Here is a 21,444-nt window from a genome sequence, read left to right on the forward strand (position 1 = left end):
GAGCCTTTCGACGGTATACTTTTCTATGGAAATCATTAAGACCTCTCACAGTGCTTATTACTTGAAATATCATGTAGTTTGGGTTTGTAAATACCGTCGAAAGATCCTGAAGCCTGGTGTCTGTTCTTATATTCGTAAAACGTTGCCCAGTTTATTGAGAAGTATGCCTGGCGTTGAAATAGAAGCCATTGGCTTTGACTTAGATCATTTGCATATGGTTATAATTATTCCTCCCAAATATAGTATTTCAGATGTTATGGGTAGATTAAAAAGCCAATTGGCTTCCCGTATGCGAAAATTTTTTGATTGGTTAGAAAAAGTATACTGGAATGAAAATATAGTGTGGTCGCCAGGCTACTTCGTTAGCAGTATTGGTTTGAATGAAGACGTAATTAAAAATTACGTCGAAATGCAAGGGCAACAGGATTCAGGACAGCTCAAGATTGAGCTGTAAAAAACATGCGATAGCATGGCGAAAGCATAGAACCCCGGGTTTACCCGGGGGTATCTATTCCTTAAGCGCCTTGTGGCAAAGTTCGCCCAGCCTTTTTAAATACATTTCCGTTTCATCATTCCAGACCACAGCGCAGTTTATGCGCATGCAGTTGTTGTATTTATCCTGCGATGAAAATACTGTACCGGGCGCAAAGCCTATTCCCTCGTGTGATGCACGCTGGTAGATTGCCAGTGTGTCCGCTGTTTCGGGGAGTTCCAGCCAGAGGATGAAGCCGCCTTTAGGGCGGGTGATTCTTGTGCCTTCCGGGAAATATTTTGATATTGCGTTAGTAAAAGACGCAACCAGAGAGGCGCATGTGCCTCTGAATTTTTTCAGGTGACGTGTGTATTTACCTGAAGCGAGAAACTCCGCCAGAGCAAGCTGTGTGGGGCGCACGGTGTCTACTGTTGTTGATGTCTTGTATTTAAAAATAGGAGTCAGGTACTTTTCAGAACACATCCATGCAACTCTGTATCCGGGAGCAATAGTTTTGGAAAACGAGGACACGTATATAACAGTTTCTCTGTCATACTGATACAGTGTGGAGGGGCGTTCCCCTTCGTGAGGCAGGTCGCCGTAGATGTCATCTTCTATAATGACAGCCCCGCTCTTGCGGAACATTTCTGTTATCTCTTTTCTGTCTTCATCAGGTATTACACATCCCAGAGGGTTATTAAAGTTGGGCTGAATGATTGCAGCTTTCACATCATCGCGCATAAGCGCACGACGCAGAGCCTCTTTATCTATCCCTGTTACAGGGTGTGTGGGGAGTTCAAGGGCGTATATGCCAAGAGCATGGAGTATATTCGTATAGCCGAAATAGCATGGTGATTCCACAATCACACTGTCTCCCGGTTTTGTAAGAATTTTCAGGGACAGATAAATTGCCTCTGAACCGCCGGAAGTTATTATCATTTTATCAGTGGGCATAGTGATACCGCTTGAAAGCATATGGTAGGCGATCTGGTTTTTCAGCTCCGGCAGTCCGCCTATTGTTTCATAGGATGAATGGTTAGGAGTCTGCGCCATTGCTTTCTTCATCATCTTAGCAAGTTCATCAGTGGGTAGAAGTTTTGAGGACGGTTCAGCAACTGCGAATGATATTTTACTGGTTTTGCCCATTGTATAATAAAGCTGCATAACAAGATCGAACTTGCTGACAGGGTTAGGGATAGGGGAGGGGGTTGTTGCTTCAGGCTGCGGGAGTCTCCTCATCTGCGTGTTTACAAGAAAATAACCTGATTTCGGGCGTGATTCAATGAAGCCTTTGCGTTCAAGCTCCATATATGCTTTCATAACCGTGGTTACACTTGTTTTCAGCTTTTGGGATGTCTCACGGAGAGAAGGTATCTTTCCTCCGGGTTGGAGCTTCCCTGTTTTAACCATTTCAAGGATCAGCTCCTGTATCTCTTCATAAAGGAATTTTCCGCTTTCCGCTGTCATTTATCACCTATCTGTTATACCTGATATTTCTGTTATCTGCATCTGTTATTGTTTATGGAAATTAGTATTATAATAAGCATAAAGAGTCAATGATTTTCGGAGGACTGACATGACAGGTAATTACAAAGTACGCAACGAACATAATGAAGTAAGGCTCGGTATATTCGCTTTCAGCCTCACAGTGCTTGGAATACTCTGCCTTATGAGTCTTTTCCAGTAGAGATAAACTGATGGAGCTGTTACACCCAAAACGGGTGTAACAGATACGGGCTATTTTATGCCAAATTCATTTATTTTGCTGTGAAGAGTTCTGCGGGATATTCCCAATACTTCTGCGGCTTTTGTCTTGTTGCCGCCTGTTTTCTCAAGTGCCTTTATTATCAGGTCTTTTTCGTTATCTTTCATATCCAGTGAACCGCAGCCGTTTTTGATATCCAGAGGTGGAAGTGTATCGGGCATAAGCCTATCTGTTTTTGCGAGAATTACGCTCCTCTCCACAATATTTTCAAGCTCTCTTATATTACCCGGAAACGGGTATTTCTTTAGTTTGTCAATGTAGTTTTTCTCGGCTCCTTTAATCAACTTTCCAAACCTTTCGGCATATTTTGATATAAAATAATTAACAAGAGGCTCAATCTCCTGCGTTCTTTCACGCAAGGGTGGCAGGCTTACGGGGAAAACAGAAAGTCTGAAATACAGATCTTCTCTGAATTCTCCTTTTTCCGAAAGTGTTTTCAGGTCTTTATTGGTGGCAGTAACAATTCGGGCGTCTGTTGTCAGGGTTCTCACGCCTCCGACACGCTCATAAGTTCTGTCCTGAAGCACCCGCAGCAGCTTTGCCTGAACCTGATGAGGGAGTTCGCCTATTTCGTCCAGAAAAATAGTTCCGCCTTCCGCAAGTTCAAAACGCCCCTCTTTATTGGCTGAAGCTCCTGTGAAAGAACCCTTCATATGACCGAAAAGTTCGCTTTCTATAAGGTTTTCATTCAGTGCGGCGCAGTTCACTGCTATAAACGGCTTGTTCTTACGAGGAGAATTTGCATGTATGGATCGTGCGATAAGCTCCTTGCCTGTTCCTGATTCCCCAAGGATAAGAACAGTTGCGTTGAGCGGAGCGACCATCTTAAGCTGTTCTATAATTTTCCCCAGTCCGTCAGCGGAATAAACTCCTTCAAAGCTGTATTCCTCAGCATATTCGAGAGGAGGTATAACAGTTTTTTCAACAAGTGTCTTTGCCACAGTTTCAAGCATGTGTTCTATGTCAACCGGCTTGGTGAGATAGTCTGCCGCTCCGAGCTTCATCGCCTCAACTGCTGTCTTAACGCTTGAAAAAGCTGTTATAACTATAACAGGTACACTGATTCCTCTTCTGCTTATATGACCAAGAAAAGTGAGTCCGTCCATTATATCCATCTTCATATCAAGAAGAATTATATCCGGTTCAAAATCATCAAGTTTTATAAGAGCTTCTGCCCCGTTAGACGCTTCCTCCGTCCTGTATCCGTTATCTTCAAGATGAAGCTTCATCATGAGTCTGTGGTTAGATTCATCATCAACAATAAGTATTCTGCCAGCCATTTTCTGTTACCTGCCGAATTTTATTTCTATAATAAATGGATTAATATTTTTTATTTCTGCCTGAAAGCCGTGCAGGGCGCATATCCTTTTCACCACTGCCAGTCCGAGTCCGGAACCTTTTGATTTTGTGGTATAGAAGGGTTTAAAAAGTTTATTTTTTTCAGGTACTTCTCCGGCAACATCGTTTTTGACTGTTATTCCTTTTTCGCTGTAGCTTATCTCGACCCTGCCGTGTTCCGGTGATGCCTGCAAAGCATTCAGCAGAAGGTTAAAGAGTACCTGAAGCATTTTATCCGCATCTGCGTTTATAAGCACATCATCACCGGTTATTACAGGTGTGATCGACTTGCTTTTGAAATCTGCGGAGAGAAGGTTAGCAGTTTTGTCCACCAAAGCACCTATGGAGATTCTTTGCAGATCTGCTTTCAACTCCTTTCCGAAAGTGAGGAAGTCGTTAACTATAGTGTTCAGCCTGTTTATTTCATCTGTAGTGTGAGATAAAATATCTTTTATATCAGGACTCTGTTCTTTTTTTGCGGCGAAGCTTATAAGTCCCGAAATTGAACTTAACGGGTTTCTTATCTCGTGTGCGAGGATATGGGACATTTTGCCCATTTCAGCTTCCTGCTCTGCTTTTTTAAGTTTTTCTATCTGAAGAAGATGCAGTCTTATAAATCTGATTACCAGAATATAAGCAACGATCAGAAATATCAGTATGACCCCTATCTGTATAAGTCCTGTGTACATCTGTCTTTTTGCAAGTGCAACAGCAGATGAGTCCATTACAAGTGCAACTGTTATATCCTGAAGGTTTTCCGGCGGTATCATTTCATTGAATTGTCTCTGCCCGGACTGACGCCCCATCATATGATTGTGATTATTGAATGTTTTGAGAGATGTGTATATTGTGATTGTTTCTTTTCCCTCAACAGTGGAATACCCGTTCACTTCCCCCATGTAAGCCGGAGTGTGTTCAGGGGATGGGTTGACGAGGATTTTACCGTTCTCATCAAAAACAACCATATTAAGAACGGAATTCTGGGTGCTGAGTTCCTCCACAAATCTTTTCAGTCTGTCGGAACCTGCAAATCTGTTTACCATGAAAGCCCGCCGTCCGCCCTCAAGTGATTTCAGCGAGTTCATCCCCATGTCTACAATATGATGTCTGTATATCTCTATGTTGCGTGTATATGATTTAATGTGGATTACCGCATGGATGAGATTCAGAAGAATCACGGCAATAAGCACAAGTTTAAGCTTTTCGGCGAATCCGTTTTTATTTTGTTCCATTTACCACCATTAATGTTAAATAATGTTAATATATCAGTTGCCTTGTTTAAAGAGAAGTGGTATCTCTTTTCGATGCTTTTGAATGTAGCTCTTCTTGCGGGAGGGCAGAGCAGAAGGTTCGGCTCCGACAAGGCTCTGGCTAATTTCCGCGGAAAACCTCTTATTGAGTATATCTCTGAAAAGTTTATCCGTGAAGGGTTCAATGTTTCTGTTATATCAAAGGATGTGACAAAATATCTTAACGTTCTCAGCGGCTCAGTGGAGCATGTTGAAGATATTTTTGAGCAGCAGTGTCCTCTTGCGGGCATAATAACCGCACTCCGCCATTTCCGTTCTCCTGTTTTTGTTATTTCAACAGATGCGCCTGCTGTTCCTTCTGAGGCAGTAAAAGCTGTGCTGAATGCGCTGGATGGCTATGATGCTGCCGTTCCTGATGCTGACGGAAAAATCCATCCCCTTATTGCTGCTTATGCTCCAAGCTGTCTGGATATCTTCATGAAGCAGTTTGAATCAGGTAACTTCCGTCTGAGAGACGCTCTGGCGTCACTCAACACCATCTATCTGGATGACTCTTTTTTTTCTTCATTAGGTTTTGACTCTTCAATATTTTCCAATATCAACCGCCGTGAGGACATGGAGCTGTTCAGGAAAAACATTTCTCTTTAAAGTTTTCATTTTTTTGAATTTTTACCTTGCAAAACATGTAAAAATTTATTAAATATATCTTCCTTGCTGCGCCCGTAGCTCAATTGGATAGAGTGGCAGACTACGAATCTGTAGGTTAGGGGTTCGACTCCCTTCGGGCGCATTAAAAAAAGGCTTCCCTTACGGAAGCCTTTTTTTGTTATATACACTGCGGTCTGTTTTATTAATTTCGGGTCTACTTCAGTTCTCTGTCTTTCAGAATGAAACTGTTCATACGTATTTCCGCTGCGTCTGCAAGGGTGAGATGAAATTCTTTTAAAAGAGGCATGGCTTCGTCCAGCTCATATCGTTCAAGCATTGCTGTCAGCTTTAAGAGTCTGCCGAGCTTATTGTCTGCACCCAGCACGGCTTCCTTTATGTCACCGCTTACATTAAACTGATCTATAAAGGCTTCAAACGGAGCTTCCAGAATTACATCCAGAAGAGACAGCAGCCCCGTGAGAAAAGCCTGCTCCTTCAGTTCCCTGCATGATTTTTCGGCGATTTTTTCCATCGTGGACGCTCTTTCGTGAGCTGTCTGCATCAATGGATTTTCGCAAGGATCCATGCTCCCCTTGGAAGCGTAAAGCAGCAGCGTGAGCCATTTGGAAAGATTGTTTCTGCCCAGAAGAGCTGCTGCATGTTTGATTGATGTTATGTCCGACTTAAGAAAGAATGCTGATGAATTTATAAATTTCAGGAGATTGAGGTTGATTGCCGGATAGTTTTTCATTTCTCTTGCTATAAACTCCATGGTGCTGTCTTCATCACGCAGAATATTTATAAGGTTTATAACCCCTGCCATTGAGGGGTCTATGCTTTTTTTTGCGGAAACAACAAGAGGCTTGGCGAAGTAATACCCTTGAAAATATTCAAACCCCAGTTTTTTGCAGAATTCAAATTCTTCTCTGTTTTCAACCTTTTCAGCAAGAAGGCGCACATTCATTGCCTTAAGGGAATCCATGTTCCGCACAATCTGCATTTTTGATGTGGCACGTATGTCAACCTTGATGAATCTGACATCTTCAAACAGAGGGCGGAAGTTTTTGGCATGGCTTTCTGTAAAAATAAAGTCATCAAGGGCAAAAGAATAGTTCTGCTTGCCGTAGTCTTTTACTTTTTCCACCAGAATATCTGTGACTCTTGTGGTTTCGAGTATTTCCAGAACAGTTTTTTCCGCAGGGAGGAGGGCTATTATATCCTCATCGATCACAGATTCATCAATGTTTATAAAGCCTTTTTTAGATCCGAGAAGGGTCTCTATGCCGAAGTTCTGCAAAAGATGCAGGAGTACCGATGAGGTGGCGGAAAGGTTATCATCAATTTTTGCCGCATTGGTTTCAGTATTGCGGAATAATATCTCATAGGCGAAAATATTTCCGTTTATATCCAGTATCGGCTGTCTTCCCACAAAGATTCTGTCGCTCATAATCCCCTTTTCCGTTTTCATACATAACTTAGCAACTATCTTAACGGATAATAAATATCAAGTGAAAAATACCGATGTAAGTGGTTATTAAATAATATATCATACAAAGTAACTATATTCAGTCTAAAGATATACCCGGTTGACGAATAAACAGGAAATGTTCATAATCAAAGAAAGACGCAGACGGTTGTGCATGGCTTAAAAGAGCAAAATTGAAAACAGTTTGCGTATATTCTCCATGATTCTCTTGAGGATTGACAAAGAGGCTCTTCTCTGACATAATTTTGATATGGAATTACTTGAGAAACTGAATATTTTAAGCAGTAAGATAGAACGTCTCATAGATGACAGAGAGAACCTGAAGAACGAGAACGAAGCTCTTAAAGCACGGGCTTCGGAACTGGAAGCGGAAATATCCGCTCTGATTGAGGAAAGAAAAACAGTCAGGGAAAAAGTGGAGAACCTTCTGTCCAGAATAGGGTAAAAGGCTTATGAGTCCTGATAGTAAGGAAGTTCAGATCACCGTTGCAGGTGTTCACTATTCCCTCAGAACAGAAAACGGAGAAGTGCTGGAAAAAGCGGCAGGGCTTCTTGAGGAGAAAGTTCAGGAATCGAACGACTCCTCCAAGATTGTCAATACTCACCGCGCTGTTGTTATGGCGGGTTTAAAAGTTGCTGTTGAAAGGGTCGAGCTTGCGGAAGCGGCTAAGATAGCCGAAGCCGAAGTTGACAGACTAAATGAACGGCTTAATGAGATAGATATATAAGATCCCCTGCGGCGTTCGTAAGATGGAAGAAAACTGCAGCCAACAATTTTAACCTGGGTGTTGATACTGGACGCAGTGTGCATGCCTGTTCGCAGGAAGCCTGAAGCGTTCGTGATACTCCCGCCCTTATTGTAAGGGCTACTAGGTTTCTTCCACAAACGGCGCATGCGGGGGTTGGTTTTATGAGGATACTGGAAGCACTCCGCCCGAAAGGGTTTGAAGATATAGCAGGGCAGGATCACCTTTTTAAAGAGGATGCGCTCTTTTTGAAGCTGGTGAAGTCAGGAAATTTTGACTCGCTGATCCTGATAGGTCCGCCGGGTTGCGGTAAAACCACTGCCGCAGAGCTGGTGGGAGAACATCTTGCCATACCTTTTTTCAGGCTGCACGCCTCAACTTCCGGTTCCTCGGACATAAAAAACATAATCGAATCCACGAAGCATTACGGCAGAGAAGCTATTGTCTTCATCGATGAACTTCACAGGTTTAACAAAACCCAGCAGGATCTGCTGCTGAAGGTCATAGATGGAAGACATGCGAAGCTTATAGGAGCCTCCACGGAGAATCCTTACTTCAATCTTACTCAGCCTCTCCGCTCAAGGAGTTTTGTGTTTGAGTTTCATTCCCTTGGTGATGAAGCTCTGGACCAGCTTTATGAAAAAGCTGTTTCCTACATAAAAGAAAGCTACGGGGTTGATGAGGTTATAGCCGACGAAGAGGGGATGACACGCCTTAAGCGTGTGAGCCTCGGTGACGGCAGACTTTTTCTGAATATGCTTGAATTGTCTGTTGTAAAAGGCACTTTCAGCGGACAGAGCGTTACTCTCGGTCTTCAGGGCATAGAAGACTATGTAACCGGCGGCAGTTATGACACTGATGAGCATTATGACCTGCTCTCCGCCATGATAAAAAGCATCCGGGGAAGCGACCCCGATGCGGCTCTCCTTTGGGGCATGAAGCTCATGGAAAGCGGTGTTGCACCTGAAACTGTTTTCAGAAGACTGCTTATTTCGGCCAGTGAGGACATAGGCAACGCCTATCCTGATGCCCTTGAGTTTGCAAACGCTGCTTATCAGGCGTTTACCAACGTGGGCAGACCCGAAGGGGACATTATCTTCGCTCAGGTGGTGACATATCTTGCCTCCTGCCCGAAGAGCAACAGGAGCTATATGGCTCTGCACAAAGTAAAAAATTACCTTCAGTCACACAACCCCAAGGTGCCTGAACATTTGAGAAGCGGGGGAAGCGGATATGTTTATCCGTTTGACCACGGAAGCTTTGTAAAACAGGACTACACAGAAGAACCACTTAGTTTTTACAACCCTTCCGAACAAGGTTTTGAGGCAAAATTTGCCGAACGCCTGAAAAGGCTTTGGAACGGCGTGAAAAAGTATGAATAAAGCCGTTTTGAGGAAGCAGATGAAAGAAAGGAGGGACAGTCTGTCCGATGCCTTTGTGGATGAAGCTTCAGCGGAAATATGCCTGAAATTCCTCGCCGAATATAATTCGGCAAAACGGGTACTCTTGTACTCAGATATAAATAATGAGGTGAAAACGGAGAATCTTGCGCTACAATTAATGAATAGCGGAACGGAAGTCTATCTGCCGAAAATAGAAAACGGCAGACTGGTGACCGGACCATATATCGGAGGATTACAGACGGGGTCTTACGGAGTTAAGGAACCGGTTGTGATAGATAACAGAACAGACTTTGACGTGGTTGCCGTGCCGGGACTGGCTTTTGACAGCGGGTTATACAGACTGGGCTACGGAGGCGGCTACTACGACAGACTACTGCCCGGACTGAAGCTTTCGGTCAAAGCCGGTCTGGGTTACGGATTTCAGATTGTCAGTACGGTTTACAGGGAAGAACATGATTTCCCATTGGATGCGCTGATAACTGAAAATTACATATACAGGAGGAGCAGATGACCAGTCTGCATGCGTTACTTGTTCTCGCCAGCCTTTTAGTAGGCGTATTTGCGGGACTTTTATATCAGAAAAGAAAAAACGATAATGAGAATATCAAAAACAGCAAAACAGCAGAAGACATAATAAGCAGAGCAAGAAAAGAAGCCGATGAGATAATCAAAGAAGGCAAACTTGAAGCGAAAGATTATGTTTACAAAGGTAAGCAGGAAGTTGAAAGAGATTCCAGAGAAAAGAAGAAAGAGATAGCTGCTCTTGAGAAAAGGCTTATCACCAAAGAGGAATCTATAGACAACAAGCTTGATCAGCTTACTAAAAAAGAAGACGCTCTTCTTAAAAAGTATGAGGAAGCGGAAGAAAAACAGAAAGACCTCGACAAACTCCGTGAGGAAGCTGAGGACATACGCAACAGGATGTTAGCTGAAATCGAAAAAATAGCTGCCATGACAAGGGAAGAAGCAAAACAGATGCTCATAGCCGAACTTGTTGAGGACGCCAAGATTGACGCCGCCCGTGAACTCAGGGAAATCGAAGAGCAGACAAAAACAGACGCCGAGAAAAAGGCGCAGAGCATTATTGCTACTGCTATCCAGAGATGTGCGCCTGAATATGTGGGTGAGATTTCTGTATCCGTTGTCAGTCTTCCCAGTGATGAAATGAAGGGAAGAATCATCGGACGTGAAGGAAGAAACATCCGTACGTTTGAAAGCGTTACCGGAGTTGACATTATAGTTGATGATACCCCCGAAGCGGTTATCCTCTCCTCTTATGACCCGTTCAGAAGAGAAATAGCGAAAATGACCCTTGAGCGCCTTGTGACCGACGGGCGTATACATCCGGCAAGAATTGAAGAACTTCACGACAAATGCCGTGAAGAGCTTGAAAAACATGTTCTCGAAGTGGGCGAGCAGACTCTTTTTGATCTTGGAGTCCACGGTGTTCACAAGGATATATCAAGGCTTATCGGCAGACTTAAATACAGAACAAGCTACGGTCAGAACGTGCTTGGACACTCTATAGAAGTTGCTAAGATATGCGGAACAATGGCTGCGGAACTTGGGCTTAACGAAAAAATCGCAAAACGTGCCGGTCTTCTCCATGACATCGGAAAAGCGATTGACTACGAAAGTGAAGGCTCACATACCGAAATCGGTGTGGAAGTTGCCAAAAAATACAAGGAAGACTGGCGTGTTCTCAACGCCATAGCCTCTCACCACGGAGAGGAGGAGTTCAAATGCGTTGAATCTGTTCTTGTGCAGGCTGCGGACGCAATGAGCGCATCCAGACCCGGAGCAAGAAGAGAGGTTCTTGAATCATACCTTAAAAGGCTCGAAAACCTTGAGACTATCGCTTCCTCGTTTGAAGGCGTCAGCAAATGCTACGCTATTCAGGCGGGAAGAGAAGTCCGCATAGTTGTTGAGCCCGACAAGGTAACTGATGAAAGGCTTGTAACACTGTCGAAAGACATCTCCAAGAAGATAGAGGAAGAACTCACATACCCCGGACAGATCAGAGTTACCGTAATCAGGGAAGCCCGCTCTGTGGGATATGCGAAATAAAGAGTAAATGAAGATACTTCATATAGGCGATATTATGGGCAAAGCAGGCAGAAGCCTGCTTCGCTCCGCCGTACCTCAGCTCCGTGAAGAGCTTGGGCTTGACATTGTGATAGCAAACGTTGAGAACTCTGCAAACGGCTTCGGGATAACCGAAGCCCTCTATAAGGACATTCTGTCCTATGGTGTGGATCTCATGAGTTCAGGCAACCATGTTTTTGACGTTAAAGAATCCGAAAAATTCATCAATCATCTGGACAAGCTTGTCCGCCCCGCAAACTATCCTGACGGCACACCCGGAAAAGGTTATATAACCATAGAAAAAAACGGCAGTAAGTTTACGCTGATGAACCTTATGGGCAGAGTTTTCATGCCTCTTTCCGACTGCCCTTTCAGGAAATTTGACACAATCTATCCTGAAATAAGCGACAGCTTCATCCTTGTTGACTTCCATGCGGAAGCAACCAGCGAAAAAAATGCCTTCGGTCTTTATGTTGACGGCAGGGCGGGAGCAGTTCTCGGAACTCACACTCACGTACAGACAAATGATGACAGACTGCTCCCTAACGGAACACTGTATCTGACAGATGTCGGAATGTGCGGAGGGCTTGACTCTGTAATCGGAATGAGTGCAGATGCGCCGATAGAGCGCTTTCTGGGCGGTGTTCCGAGGAAATATGAGGTTGAAAAAGCAGGTAAAATGGTGTTTAATGCCCTGTTTTTCGAGTATGATGATCTCGGAAAAATCGTCCGTTATTCAAAAATATCACAAACATCGGGGGAGTAAATGGACTACCGTAAAGAAATTAAACGTCTTGCCGCAGAGATGGACGCAGTTATCCTTGCTCACAACTACCAGCCTGATGAAATTCAGGAAATTGCAGATATTACCGGCGATTCGCTCGGTTTAAGCATACAGGCGGCAGAAACAGATAAAAGCACAATAGTTTTCTGCGGAGTTCATTTCATGGCGGAGACAGCTTACATGCTTTCGCCCCATAAAACTGTTCTCCTGCCCGAAATAAACGCCGGATGTCCCATGGCGGACATGATTACGGCGGATAAGCTCCGTGAGTTCAAAAAACAGCACCCTAACGCCGCAGTTGTCTGTTATGTGAATACCACCGCCGAGGTCAAAGCGGAGAGCGACATATGCTGCACATCTGCTAATGCTGTAAATGTCATAAAACATGTTGACGCTGATGAGATAATTTTCGTGCCTGACCGCAACCTCGGTCATTATGTATCACGCTTTACTGATAAAAAGATGATTCTCTGGCAGGGCTGGTGTCCCATTCATAACAGGACCACAGAGCTTGAAGTCAGAAAGCTTAAAGAAAAATATCCTGACGCACTTGTGGTGGCGCATCCTGAAAACCCGCCTTCTGTGGTTGATCTTGCTGACCATGTATGCTCCACTTCAGGCATATATACCTACTGCCGTGAAAGCAGTAATAAGCGCTTTATAATCGCCACTGAAGAAGGCGTACGTTATCTCCTTGAAAAGCAGAACCCTGACAAGGAGTTTATCTTTGCTTATGACGGGTTCATTTGCAAAAACATGAAGAAGACCACCCTTAAAAGTCTTTATGAGGCGCTGCTTTATAAACAGCATGTTATAACAGTGCCGGAGGATATAAGGGAGAAGGGCGTCCGCTGTATTCAGAAGATGCTTGATATACCCAGAAACTATTAGTGTACAGTAAATAATTCCGGATATTTTTAAGAAATATTCCGAAAAATGTTGAATTTTAGAACATAAGTGCTAGTATAGCGAACCTTTGTTCGGGAGATAATATGTGCAGCCGTATTTCAGTCTTTAAGAAAATCGCAATAGCCAGTGACCACGGCGGGTTTGAACTTAAGGAACAGTTAAAAAATTACATATTAAAATACGGGGTAGATGTTTTAGATTTGGGAACAGATAACGAAAGCTCCGTGGATTACCCTGATTTCGGCGCTGCGGCCGGTATAGCCGTTGCTGACGGTGAAGCTGACGGAGCCATAGTAATATGCGGTTCCGGCATAGGTATTTCCATTTCTGCAAATAAAATCCCCGGCATCAGAGCTGCCCTCTGCTGGGATACATATACCGCTAAAATGTCCAGAATGCACAATGATTCAAATGTTCTCGCCCTCGGCGGCAGAGTTATCACATTTGACCGTGCAGTGGATATGGTTGATTTGTGGCTTACAACACCCTTTGACGGCGGAAGACACCAGAAACGTATCGACAAGCTGGACAGACTTGCCGCAGAAAGATGGCGGAAATATTTATCTGAGGAAAAGTAACATGCTCAAGAATACTGGGAAATTCTCATTTCACGGGTTTTTCCTTTATGCGGGGGTACTGTATTGAGACCAAGCTGGGATCAGTACTTTATTGAAATAACTAATATCGCAAAACAGCGCTCCACCTGTTTAAGAAGGCAGGTCGGAGCATTGCTTGTTAAAGACAATCATATACTCGCCACAGGCTATAACGGTGTGCCTGCCGGGGTGACTCACTGCGAAGTCACCGGATGCCTGCGGCAGAAACTTAACGTCCCCTCAGGACAGAGGCATGAGCTTTGCAGAGGGCTTCACGCCGAACAGAATGCTATACTTCAGGCTGCTTATCACGGCGTACCGATCAAGGGCGCCACTCTCTACTGCAACACCAAACCCTGCTCCATCTGCACCAAAATGATCATTAATGCCGGAATCGTACGCATAGTTTACGAACTCTACTACGAGGACGCCCTTGCTGACGAAATTCTGGCGGAAACTAATATAATAGTTGAACAATTTAATAAAGGGTAGGCTCATGCCGTTTTTTGGATTCAGAGGAGGCGTTCACCCTGACTACAATAAGGGTGCGACGTCGGGCAAGCCAATTGAGGTTATGCCCGTTAAAGAGGGTGCGCTGTACGGGGTTCCGCTCGCACAGCACATAGGGGCTCCGGCGAAACCGCTGGTGGCAAAAAATCAGGAAGTAAAAGCAGGGGAACTGATAGGGCAGGCAGCAGGCTTCATCAGCGCTAATATACATGCTCCTGTTTCCGGCAGAGTGGTTGCTTTACAGAGCCTGCCTCATCCCGTTTCGGGTAAAACTGCTGGAATAATAATTGAAGCATCCGGTGAGCAGGACGAAATTCTCCCTGTAAATGTATCTGAAAAGTTTCAGGAAACAGTTCTGAACGCAGGAATAGTCGGTCTCGGCGGGGCGACTTTTCCTTCAAATGTTAAACTCAGCCCGCCTAAAAAGGTCGATACTCTCCTGCTTAACGGAGCAGAATGCGAACCCTATCTCACCTGTGACCACAGGCTTATGCTTGAGAAAACAGAAGAGATAATCAAGGGCGCTGATCTGATCCGCAGGGCTCTCAACATCGAAAATCTAATAATAGGAATAGAGGAAAACAAACCTGATGCTCTGGAAGCATTCGGAAAGTTTGCTTCATCATATAAGTTTGAACTTGTCCCCCTTGAGGTCAAGTACCCGCAGGGCGGTGAAAAGCAGCTTATTAAGGCGTGTCTCAACAGGACAGTTCCCGAAGGCATGCTCCCCCTTGAGGTGGGCGTGATAGTGCATAATGTGGGAACATGTCTCGCTGTTTATGACGCTGTGGAAAATAAAAAACCGCTCATAGAAAGAGTAGTTACAGTTACCGGAGCAGTTAAGGAGCCGAAAAACCTTCTGGTGCGTATAGGTACTCCGGTTCAGGATATCATAGATTACTGCGGAGGCTTCCTCGGTGAGCCCCGTAAGGTTGTTATGGGCGGACCTATGATGGGTTTTGCTCTGTCAAACCTTGATGTCCCCATGATGAAGGGCACAAGCGGGATTCTGGTTTTCAGGGAAGAAGACCTGCCCGATCTCAAACAGTGCAACTGTATACGCTGCGGGCGCTGTGTTGATGTCTGTCCTATGGGGCTTATCCCCTCTGTAATGGACAGGTTCGTAGTCAGAGAGATGTATGAATCACTTGCCGACTGGCATGTGATGAATTGTATAGAATGCGGATGCTGTTCCTATGACTGTCCGTCACGACGCAACCTCGCAGGCGGTTTCAAAACATCCAAACGTGAGGTTATGAAGGTTCTTAAAGCTAGGGAGGCGGAGAAAAATGGCTGATAATAAATTTCTGGTTTCCTTTTCTCCCCACACAAGAGACCCTCTTACCACTGATAAAGTGATGATGCTTGTGGTGCTGGCACTTGTGCCTAGCATTCTGGTTTCTGTGTATGTGTACGGCTTTTATGCAGTAAAAACTTATGCCCTTGCGGTTATATTCTGTCTTGGGCTTGAGGCTTTGTTTCTTAAAATACGCAAACTCCCTGTGACGGTGAGGGACAACAGCGCACTTGTTACCGCTGTTCTTCTCGCCATGAACATGCCTCCTTCACCGCCATGGTGGCTGATTCTTGCGGGCAGCTTTGTGGCTGTTATAATATCAAAACAGGTTTTCGGCGGTCTGGGGCAGAACCCGTTTAATCCAGCTCTGGTTGGCAGAGTGTTTCTGCTTATCGCATGGCCTGCGGAAATGACATCATGGATAGAACCTTCTACTCTGAAAAGCGGTTTCATGTTTGATGCAGTAAGTACAGCAACACCTTTGGGGCAGATAAAGTCTGAGATAATCAGCAGCGGACACATTGTCTCCACCGGAATGGCAGATATAAGCGACCTGTTCATCGGAACAGTGAGCGGATGCCTTGGCGGGGATTCCGCTGTAGCCGTGTTGGTAGGCGGTCTCTTTCTTATATGGAAGCGTATAATAAAATGGCACATCCCTTTTACATACCTTGCCACTGTCTTTGTTCTCACAGGGCTTTACTGGCTTATATCCCCTGAAAAAACTCTCAACCCCCTCCAGCATGTTTTTGCAGGCGGGCTTATGCTTGGTGCATTCTTCATGGCGACTGATTACGTAACCTGTCCCATGACAATCAGGGGACAGATACTCTTCGGCTTCGGCTGCGGACTTCTTACGGTTGTAATCAGGCTCTTCGGCGGATATCCCGAAGGAGTGGCATTCTCCATTCTTATCATGAACGCCGTTACTCCTCTCATTGACAATTACATGCGCCCCGCAAGCTTCGGTGAGGTGAAATCATGAACAGAAACTCTGTGATGATGGTTGTGGTACTCACTGTGATAGCGGGCATAGCCTCGCTTATCCTCGCATTTGTGTATGACTTTACTAAAGACCGCATAGCGGAGGAATACAGAAAGGATTTCCTCAAAGGCCTTAACGTGGTTCTGCCTGAGTTCGACAACGAACCGGACAAGGAAGCCGTTGAGGTGGAAGGCAGAATGCTTTATCCCGCCAAGAAGGAAGGAAAGCTGCTGGCTTATGCTGTTCAGAGTGTATCACCCAAGGGATACAGCGGTGACATAGTGGTGCTGATGGGAGTTGACCTCGAAGGAAAAGTTACGGGGATTGAGATTCTTAAGCATGCGGAAACACCCGGACTGGGTAATAAAATAGAAACACCGCACTTCAGGGACAGCTTCAAAGGGCTGACAAAGGAAGATAATATAGCTGTTAAAAAAGACGGCGGTAACATAGAGCAGTTCAGTGGGGCGACTATTTCTCCCCGTGCTGTCTGCGAAGCGGTAACTTCAGGGCTCGCCTTTATGGATAAAGCCCTGGCGGAGGTGGAGAAATGAAACTCGCAAGCCTTACTGACGGTATATTTAAAAATAATGCCGTGCTTAAGCAGGTTCTGGGGCTCTGTCCCGCTCTGGCTGTGACAACCTCCGCAGTAAACGGCATAGCCATGGGGCTTGCCACTACTGCGGTTCTCATCGGCTCAAACTCTGTTGTATCGCTTATAAAGAGCATTATTCCTGCGAAGGTGCGTATTCCCGCCTTCATCGTCATCATCGCCAGTTTCGTTACTGTTGTGGATTTGATGATGAACGCATTTGTCCATGATCTCCATAAGGTTCTGGGGCTTTTCATACCTCTTATAGTCGTGAACTGTGTTGTTCTCGGCAGGGCGGAAAGCTTCGCCTCCAAGAACGGTGTGGGTGATTCGTTCCTTGATGCTGTAGGCACAGGGCTCGGTTTTACCTTCGCCCTGTTTCTCCTTGGGGGAATAAGGGAAATCCTGGGAAACGGTTCATTCTTCGGCTTGAGTCTCTTTCCCGAAGGATTCAGCCCTGCTATACTTATGATTCTCCCTCCGGGTGCATTCATTGTTCTCGGTTTCATACTGGCTGCGAATAACTGGATAGAGGAAAGAAAGCGTGCGAAAGCGGGCAGGGTGGTGACACATGGCTGAACTTGCGCTGATATTTGTGGGAGCGGTACTGGTAAATAACTTTGTACTAAGCCGCTTTCTGGGTATATGCCCGTTCTTCGGTGTTTCCAGACAGGTTGACACAGCCATAGGCATGAGCCTTGCAGTAACATTCGTCATGGCTGTTGCAGGTGTAATAACATGGATAATCCAGTACACAGTGCTTAATAAATTCGGTATCGGATATCTCCAGACAATAGTTTTCATACTCGTAATCGCTTCCCTTGTTCAGTTTGTTGAAATGGTTATTGAGAAGACATCGCCGGATCTTTATAAGAGTCTTGGTATCTTCCTCCCGCTGATCACCACAAACTGCGCCATACTCGGTGCGGCGATAATCAACATACAGTCAGGATTCGGATTTGTCACAATGCTTGTTTTCACCATAGGTTCTGCTCTGGGCTTCGGGCTTGCCCTTGTGCTTTTTGCGGGACTGAGGGAGAGAACAGAACTTTCTGACATTCCGTACCTTTTCAGAGGTGTTCCCATAGCTTTCATAACCGCAGGAATCCTTGCTCTGGCTTTCATGGGCTTCAGCGGACTGGTTAAGTAGGTGAAAATATGACAGCAGCGATACTTACAATGCTTTCAACCGGATTTGTAGCCGGTTTAGGGCTGATGATAGCTTCAAAGAAGTTCCATGTGGAGAAAGATCCCCGCATAGAGCAAGTCGGCAATCTCCTGCCTGCTGCCAACTGCGGCGGATGCGGGTTTCCCGGATGTGCTGCCCTTGCGGAATCCATTGTTAATGGCAAATCCGCTCCGAACGCATGTCCTGTTTTGGGAGCCGAAAGCGCAAAAGAGATAGCAGCTCTTCTGGGGCTTGAGCTTGGCTCAAACGTAAAAAAAGTTGCCAGAGTCCGCTGTAAGGGCGGAAGGGCGGAAGCTCCTGAAAAATATGACTATTACGGACCGAAGGACTGCCACAGTGTAAATATGCTAGCTGGCGGAAACAAGCTCTGCTCATATGGCTGTCTGGGTGAGGGAAGCTGTGTTAAGGCATGCGGGTTTGATGCCATGTATATGGATGAAAACAGGCTTCCGGTTATTATAGAAGAAAAATGCACATCATGCGGTATGTGTGTTAAGGCATGCCCCAGAAGCATTATCACTATAATAGAGCAGGATAAACCATTTGTTGTCGCCTGTATGTCTAAAGACAAGGGCGGGGATGTGAAGAAAGCATGTTCAGTTGGCTGCATAGGCTGTAAGCTTTGTGCTAAAAACTGTCCGGTCACGGCAATTCAGGTGGATAACTTCCTTGCGGTCATTGATCCTGACATCTGCATAAATTGCGGAAAGTGTGAGGAAGTCTGCCCCACAAAGGCTATAAAGAAGTTTTAACAGCATTTTAAGCCGCCTTCGGGCGGCTTTTTTAATTTTTAGCTCAAGTATCGGCTGATTTTTTCGATGATCTGTAAGGAGATTCCCGGAGGCGAGCGATCGGCTATGACTGAGTTTTTTGATCAGGATCTTATACTGGAAAACAAAATTGCACTGTTAAACAGACTAAGCAATTTTTATAAAGTCAGCAGTCTGTTTTTCAGCCTGAAGACTGATCTTATAATCACTGCAAATGATCAATACGCAGAGGAAACTACCGCAGAAATAGGCGGAACAATGGGCAGAATCCTCGCTGAAAGGATTAAGCGCATAATAGAAAATACTAACCTTCTTGAAAACTCCACAGGTGACAGCCCCGAAAGCTTCCGGAAAAAGAATGAGTTAAAAAAGAAGCTTATTCGTCTTACACAGGAAACTGATTAAAAAGTACCTTGACGTAACCCTTTTCACTGACCTATCATAGATCGTTTTATCTGTCGCCGAATGGAGCATCTGTTTGCCATTCCGGCAGTAAAACCGACTCAGACTAATTCTTAAGCGGGTGATTGTGTGAAACCGGAAATTATTGTTGCGCTGGATTACAGCGATATTAAACCAGTAAAAGACATAGTAACTAAAATCGGCAATTCGGTAAGCTGGTACAAGGTCGGGCTTGAACTGTTTGTATCCTGCGGGCAGGAGGCTCTGGAATTCCTGAAGTCGGAAAACAAAAATATTTTTCTTGATCTCAAGTTTCATGATATTCCAAATACTGTGGCAGGGGCTCTGCACTCATCACTGAAATACGGCGTGGATATGGTTAATGTTCACGCCCAGGGCGGTGTGGAAATGATGAAAACCGCCGCTGATTCCATGAGAGAGGAATGTACAAAGCGCAATGTTAAAGCTCCTCTTATGATAGCGGTTACTCTTCTCACCAGTCTGGATGAAAAATACCTTCAGAAATATAATATAGGTTTCAACACCACGGCGGACTATGTTCTGCATCTTGCAAAAACAGTGCAGGAAGCAGGGCTGGACGGAGTAGTCTCCTCCGCCAAGGAAACCGGAATAATAAAATCAGCCCTCGGAACGGATTTCATAACCGTTACTCCGGGCATCAGACCTCTTGATTCTTCTGTGGACGATCAGAAACGGGTTGTAACTCCGGCTGACGCAAAAAGACTCGGTACAGATTATATTGTGGTCGGCAGACCAATAACCAAGGCGGAAGATCCGTATCTTGCCGCATGCAGAATAAGTGAGGAAATGGGAAAATGACAAACGAACAGATTCTGGAAGTATTCAACAAACACAACGCACTCCTTGAGGGGCATTTTTTGCTCTCGTCCGGTCTCCACAGTGACAAGTATCTTCAGTGTGCGCTGATTATGCAGTATCCGGCTATTGCGGAAAGGCTGATCAACGACCTTGTTCTTCAGACTTACCATCTGGATTTCACAACAGTAGTGAGCCCTGCCGTGGGCGGCATACGTTTCGGTTATGAGTTTGCCAGACAGCTCAGAAAGCGTTCTCTCTTTACTGAAAGAGTTGACAATGTTGTTCAGTTCCGCAGAGGCTTTATTGTAAAACCTAATGAAAAGATCGTAATCGCAGAGGACGTTGTTACCACAGGTAAATCAACAAAAGAGTGTATGCAGGCTGTGCGTGATGCCGGCGGAGATATTCAGGCTGTTGTCAGCCTTGTGGACAGAAGCAGCGGAGAGGCGCAGTTTGATGTTCCTTTTATCTCTCTTCTTCAGATAGATGTTCATACCTATGATCCTTCGGACTGTCCCCTCTGTAAACAGGGTCTTCCCGCTATAAAACCCGGCAGCAGAAATTTCAAGGCTTAGATTTTTTTCATACAGACCGATATGTTAAGGAGGAGAAGGCTTCTCCTTAACATTTTTAATTTACAAATAAATCATATAGATTAATATAAATCATACCGGTTTTGTTTTAAATTGACGGTGACGCATCAGTGGAAAAATACACAAACGTTGACAAATTTCTGATAATAAATCAGAAAATTATTCTTGATGTAAAGTTTGGTGAATATCCGGGAGTTTTTGACTCCCGCATTGAGGATATCACCCCTAAAACTATACGCATAACCATGCCCAGTGAGAAAGGATTTCCCGTTCCTCTGGCTTTGGGGATCAGTATTAATGTCTCATATGTGGGCGACGGAGGACGTTTCAGCTTCCAGTCCAAGGTTCTCTCCCGCCTGAAAGAGCAGATACCCATGCTTGAGATAGAAAAGCCATCAGTAGTTTTCAGAAAGGAACTGCGAGAATTTTTCAGAATCAATACAAGGGCAAGGGTAAAAATCCTTGCTTCTTATGAGGACGAAAAGGGGAGTCCTGTTGATGATGTCTTTGAAGCGTATGTTCAGGATATTTCCGGCGGCGGTATGAGAGTCACCGGCGGATACAGGCTTGAACACGGACAGGAAGTTGATATATACTTCGGAGACATGGTTCCTGAACTCAAGTCGACACGAGCCGTTGTTATGCGGAGTGTCGCCCATGAGGACCAGCGTTATGAGGCGGGGCTCAAATTCCTCGGCATGAACACTGTTGACAGGGACAAAGTAATTAAATATGTTTTTAAAAGACAGCTCGAACTGAGAAAACTCATAGGCTAGGTGCTACG

General features: G+C 45.0%; 25 protein-coding genes, 1 tRNA gene and 1 other RNA gene. 23 read left to right on the plus strand and 4 right to left on the minus strand.

Going from position 1 to position 21,444, the window contains the following annotated elements; translation table 11 throughout:
* Positions 1-25 precede the first annotated feature (25 nt).
* Positions 26-454, plus strand: coding sequence for an IS200/IS605 family transposase (tnpA, locus tag ACYRYY_RS14655; protein ID WP_460213496.1), 429 nt, complete (start codon positions 26-28; stop codon positions 452-454).
* 54 nt (positions 455-508) lie between these two features.
* Here the strand turns inward: tnpA and ACYRYY_RS14660 are convergent, their stop codons facing one another.
* From ACYRYY_RS14660 to ACYRYY_RS14670, 3 genes are all read right to left on the minus strand, one after another.
* The gene (locus ACYRYY_RS14660; RefSeq protein WP_460216336.1) at positions 509-1,939 is read right to left on the minus strand and encodes an aminotransferase-like domain-containing protein; all 1,431 of its coding nucleotides are present in this window, start codon (positions 1,937-1,939) and stop codon (positions 509-511) included.
* Positions 1,940-2,209: 270 nt separating this feature from the next.
* Positions 2,210-3,517: a sigma-54-dependent transcriptional regulator gene (locus tag ACYRYY_RS14665; protein WP_460216337.1), complete on the minus strand. Its 1,308-nt coding sequence runs from the start codon at positions 3,515-3,517 to the stop codon at positions 2,210-2,212.
* A 6-nt stretch (positions 3,518-3,523) separates the two neighbouring features.
* Positions 3,524-4,807 carry an ATP-binding protein gene (locus ACYRYY_RS14670; protein ID WP_460216338.1) on the minus strand — a complete coding sequence of 428 codons (1,284 nt, stop codon included), beginning with the start codon at positions 4,805-4,807 and terminating at the stop codon, positions 3,524-3,526.
* A gap of 72 nt (positions 4,808-4,879) precedes the next feature.
* Here ACYRYY_RS14670 and mobA point away from each other — a divergent pair, with 72 nt between their 5' ends.
* The gene (gene mobA, locus ACYRYY_RS14675; RefSeq protein ID WP_460216339.1) at positions 4,880-5,473 is read left to right on the plus strand and encodes a molybdenum cofactor guanylyltransferase; all 594 of its coding nucleotides are present in this window, start codon (positions 4,880-4,882) and stop codon (positions 5,471-5,473) included.
* 68 nt (positions 5,474-5,541) lie between these two features.
* A tRNA-Arg gene (locus tag ACYRYY_RS14680) sits at positions 5,542-5,615 on the plus strand.
* Positions 5,616-5,687: 72 nt separating this feature from the next.
* On the opposite strand, the gene ACYRYY_RS14685 is transcribed toward ACYRYY_RS14680, so the two are convergent.
* Complete coding sequence (locus tag ACYRYY_RS14685) at positions 5,688-6,920, minus strand: EAL and HDOD domain-containing protein (RefSeq protein ID WP_460216340.1); 1,233 nt, start codon at positions 6,918-6,920, stop codon at positions 5,688-5,690.
* 289 nt (positions 6,921-7,209) lie between these two features.
* On the opposite strand from ACYRYY_RS14685, the gene zapB reads away from it, so the two are divergent.
* The 20 genes from zapB (at position 7,210) to ACYRYY_RS14785 (ending at position 21,436) form a co-directional block, all read left to right on the plus strand.
* Positions 7,210-7,404: a cell division protein ZapB gene (zapB, locus tag ACYRYY_RS14690; RefSeq protein WP_460216341.1), complete on the plus strand. Its 195-nt coding sequence runs from the start codon at positions 7,210-7,212 to the stop codon at positions 7,402-7,404.
* Between the two features lie 7 nt (positions 7,405-7,411).
* Positions 7,412-7,687, plus strand: coding sequence for a cell division protein ZapA (locus tag ACYRYY_RS14695; protein WP_460216342.1), 276 nt, complete (start codon positions 7,412-7,414; stop codon positions 7,685-7,687).
* Positions 7,688-7,865, plus strand: a non-coding RNA gene (gene ssrS / locus ACYRYY_RS14700) — 6S RNA.
* 4 nt (positions 7,866-7,869) lie between these two features.
* Positions 7,870-9,087 (plus strand): AAA family ATPase, encoded by a 1,218-nt coding sequence (locus ACYRYY_RS14705; RefSeq protein ID WP_460216343.1) that lies wholly within the window; start codon positions 7,870-7,872, stop codon positions 9,085-9,087.
* Positions 9,080-9,619 (plus strand): 5-formyltetrahydrofolate cyclo-ligase, encoded by a 540-nt coding sequence (locus tag ACYRYY_RS14710; protein WP_460216344.1) that lies wholly within the window; start codon positions 9,080-9,082, stop codon positions 9,617-9,619. Before ACYRYY_RS14705 ends, ACYRYY_RS14710 begins: the two co-directional genes overlap by 8 nt.
* Positions 9,616-11,175 (plus strand): ribonuclease Y, encoded by a 1,560-nt coding sequence (gene rny, locus ACYRYY_RS14715; protein WP_460216345.1) that lies wholly within the window; start codon positions 9,616-9,618, stop codon positions 11,173-11,175. Before ACYRYY_RS14710 ends, rny begins: the two co-directional genes overlap by 4 nt.
* A gap of 7 nt (positions 11,176-11,182) precedes the next feature.
* Complete coding sequence (locus ACYRYY_RS14720; protein WP_460216346.1) at positions 11,183-11,959, plus strand: TIGR00282 family metallophosphoesterase; 777 nt, start codon at positions 11,183-11,185, stop codon at positions 11,957-11,959.
* Positions 11,960-12,868: a quinolinate synthase NadA gene (nadA, locus tag ACYRYY_RS14725; RefSeq protein WP_460216347.1), complete on the plus strand. Its 909-nt coding sequence runs from the start codon at positions 11,960-11,962 to the stop codon at positions 12,866-12,868.
* A 101-nt stretch (positions 12,869-12,969) separates the two neighbouring features.
* A complete protein-coding gene (gene rpiB, locus ACYRYY_RS14730) occupies positions 12,970-13,464 on the plus strand; it encodes a ribose 5-phosphate isomerase B (RefSeq protein WP_460216348.1) in 495 nt (164 codons plus the stop codon).
* A 63-nt stretch (positions 13,465-13,527) separates the two neighbouring features.
* The gene (locus ACYRYY_RS14735; RefSeq protein WP_460216349.1) at positions 13,528-13,974 is read left to right on the plus strand and encodes a deoxycytidylate deaminase; all 447 of its coding nucleotides are present in this window, start codon (positions 13,528-13,530) and stop codon (positions 13,972-13,974) included.
* Between the two features lie 4 nt (positions 13,975-13,978).
* Positions 13,979-15,289, plus strand: coding sequence for an electron transport complex subunit RsxC (gene rsxC / locus ACYRYY_RS14740; protein ID WP_460216350.1), 1,311 nt, complete (start codon positions 13,979-13,981; stop codon positions 15,287-15,289).
* On the plus strand, positions 15,282-16,274 hold the full coding sequence (locus tag ACYRYY_RS14745) for an RnfABCDGE type electron transport complex subunit D (protein WP_460216351.1): 993 nt from the start codon (positions 15,282-15,284) through the stop codon (positions 16,272-16,274). The genes rsxC and ACYRYY_RS14745 overlap by 8 nt, the downstream gene beginning before the upstream one ends.
* Entirely contained in the window at positions 16,271-16,828 is a 558-nt protein-coding gene (locus ACYRYY_RS14750) for an RnfABCDGE type electron transport complex subunit G (RefSeq protein WP_460216352.1), read from the plus strand. The genes ACYRYY_RS14745 and ACYRYY_RS14750 overlap by 4 nt, the downstream gene beginning before the upstream one ends.
* On the plus strand, positions 16,825-17,445 hold the full coding sequence (gene rsxE / locus ACYRYY_RS14755; RefSeq protein WP_460216353.1) for an electron transport complex subunit RsxE: 621 nt from the start codon (positions 16,825-16,827) through the stop codon (positions 17,443-17,445). The genes ACYRYY_RS14750 and rsxE overlap by 4 nt, the downstream gene beginning before the upstream one ends.
* The gene (gene rsxA / locus ACYRYY_RS14760; protein ID WP_460216354.1) at positions 17,438-18,016 is read left to right on the plus strand and encodes an electron transport complex subunit RsxA; all 579 of its coding nucleotides are present in this window, start codon (positions 17,438-17,440) and stop codon (positions 18,014-18,016) included. The genes rsxE and rsxA overlap by 8 nt, the downstream gene beginning before the upstream one ends.
* An 8-nt stretch (positions 18,017-18,024) precedes the next feature.
* Positions 18,025-18,807, plus strand: a complete 783-nt coding sequence (locus ACYRYY_RS14765) for an RnfABCDGE type electron transport complex subunit B (protein WP_460216355.1) — start codon at positions 18,025-18,027, stop codon at positions 18,805-18,807.
* Positions 18,808-18,912: 105 nt separating this feature from the next.
* Complete coding sequence (locus tag ACYRYY_RS14770; RefSeq protein ID WP_460216356.1) at positions 18,913-19,230, plus strand: hypothetical protein; 318 nt, start codon at positions 18,913-18,915, stop codon at positions 19,228-19,230.
* Positions 19,231-19,356: 126 nt separating this feature from the next.
* Positions 19,357-20,067: an orotidine-5'-phosphate decarboxylase gene (gene pyrF, locus ACYRYY_RS14775; protein ID WP_460216357.1), complete on the plus strand. Its 711-nt coding sequence runs from the start codon at positions 19,357-19,359 to the stop codon at positions 20,065-20,067.
* Positions 20,064-20,642 carry an orotate phosphoribosyltransferase gene (gene pyrE / locus ACYRYY_RS14780; RefSeq protein ID WP_460216358.1) on the plus strand — a complete coding sequence of 193 codons (579 nt, stop codon included), beginning with the start codon at positions 20,064-20,066 and terminating at the stop codon, positions 20,640-20,642. Before pyrF ends, pyrE begins: the two co-directional genes overlap by 4 nt.
* 128 nt (positions 20,643-20,770) lie before the next feature.
* On the plus strand, positions 20,771-21,436 hold the full coding sequence (locus ACYRYY_RS14785; protein WP_460216359.1) for a flagellar brake protein: 666 nt from the start codon (positions 20,771-20,773) through the stop codon (positions 21,434-21,436).
* The last annotated feature ends 8 nt before the right edge of the window (positions 21,437-21,444 follow it).

This window comes from Geovibrio sp. ADMFC3 (genome assembly GCF_054687035.1).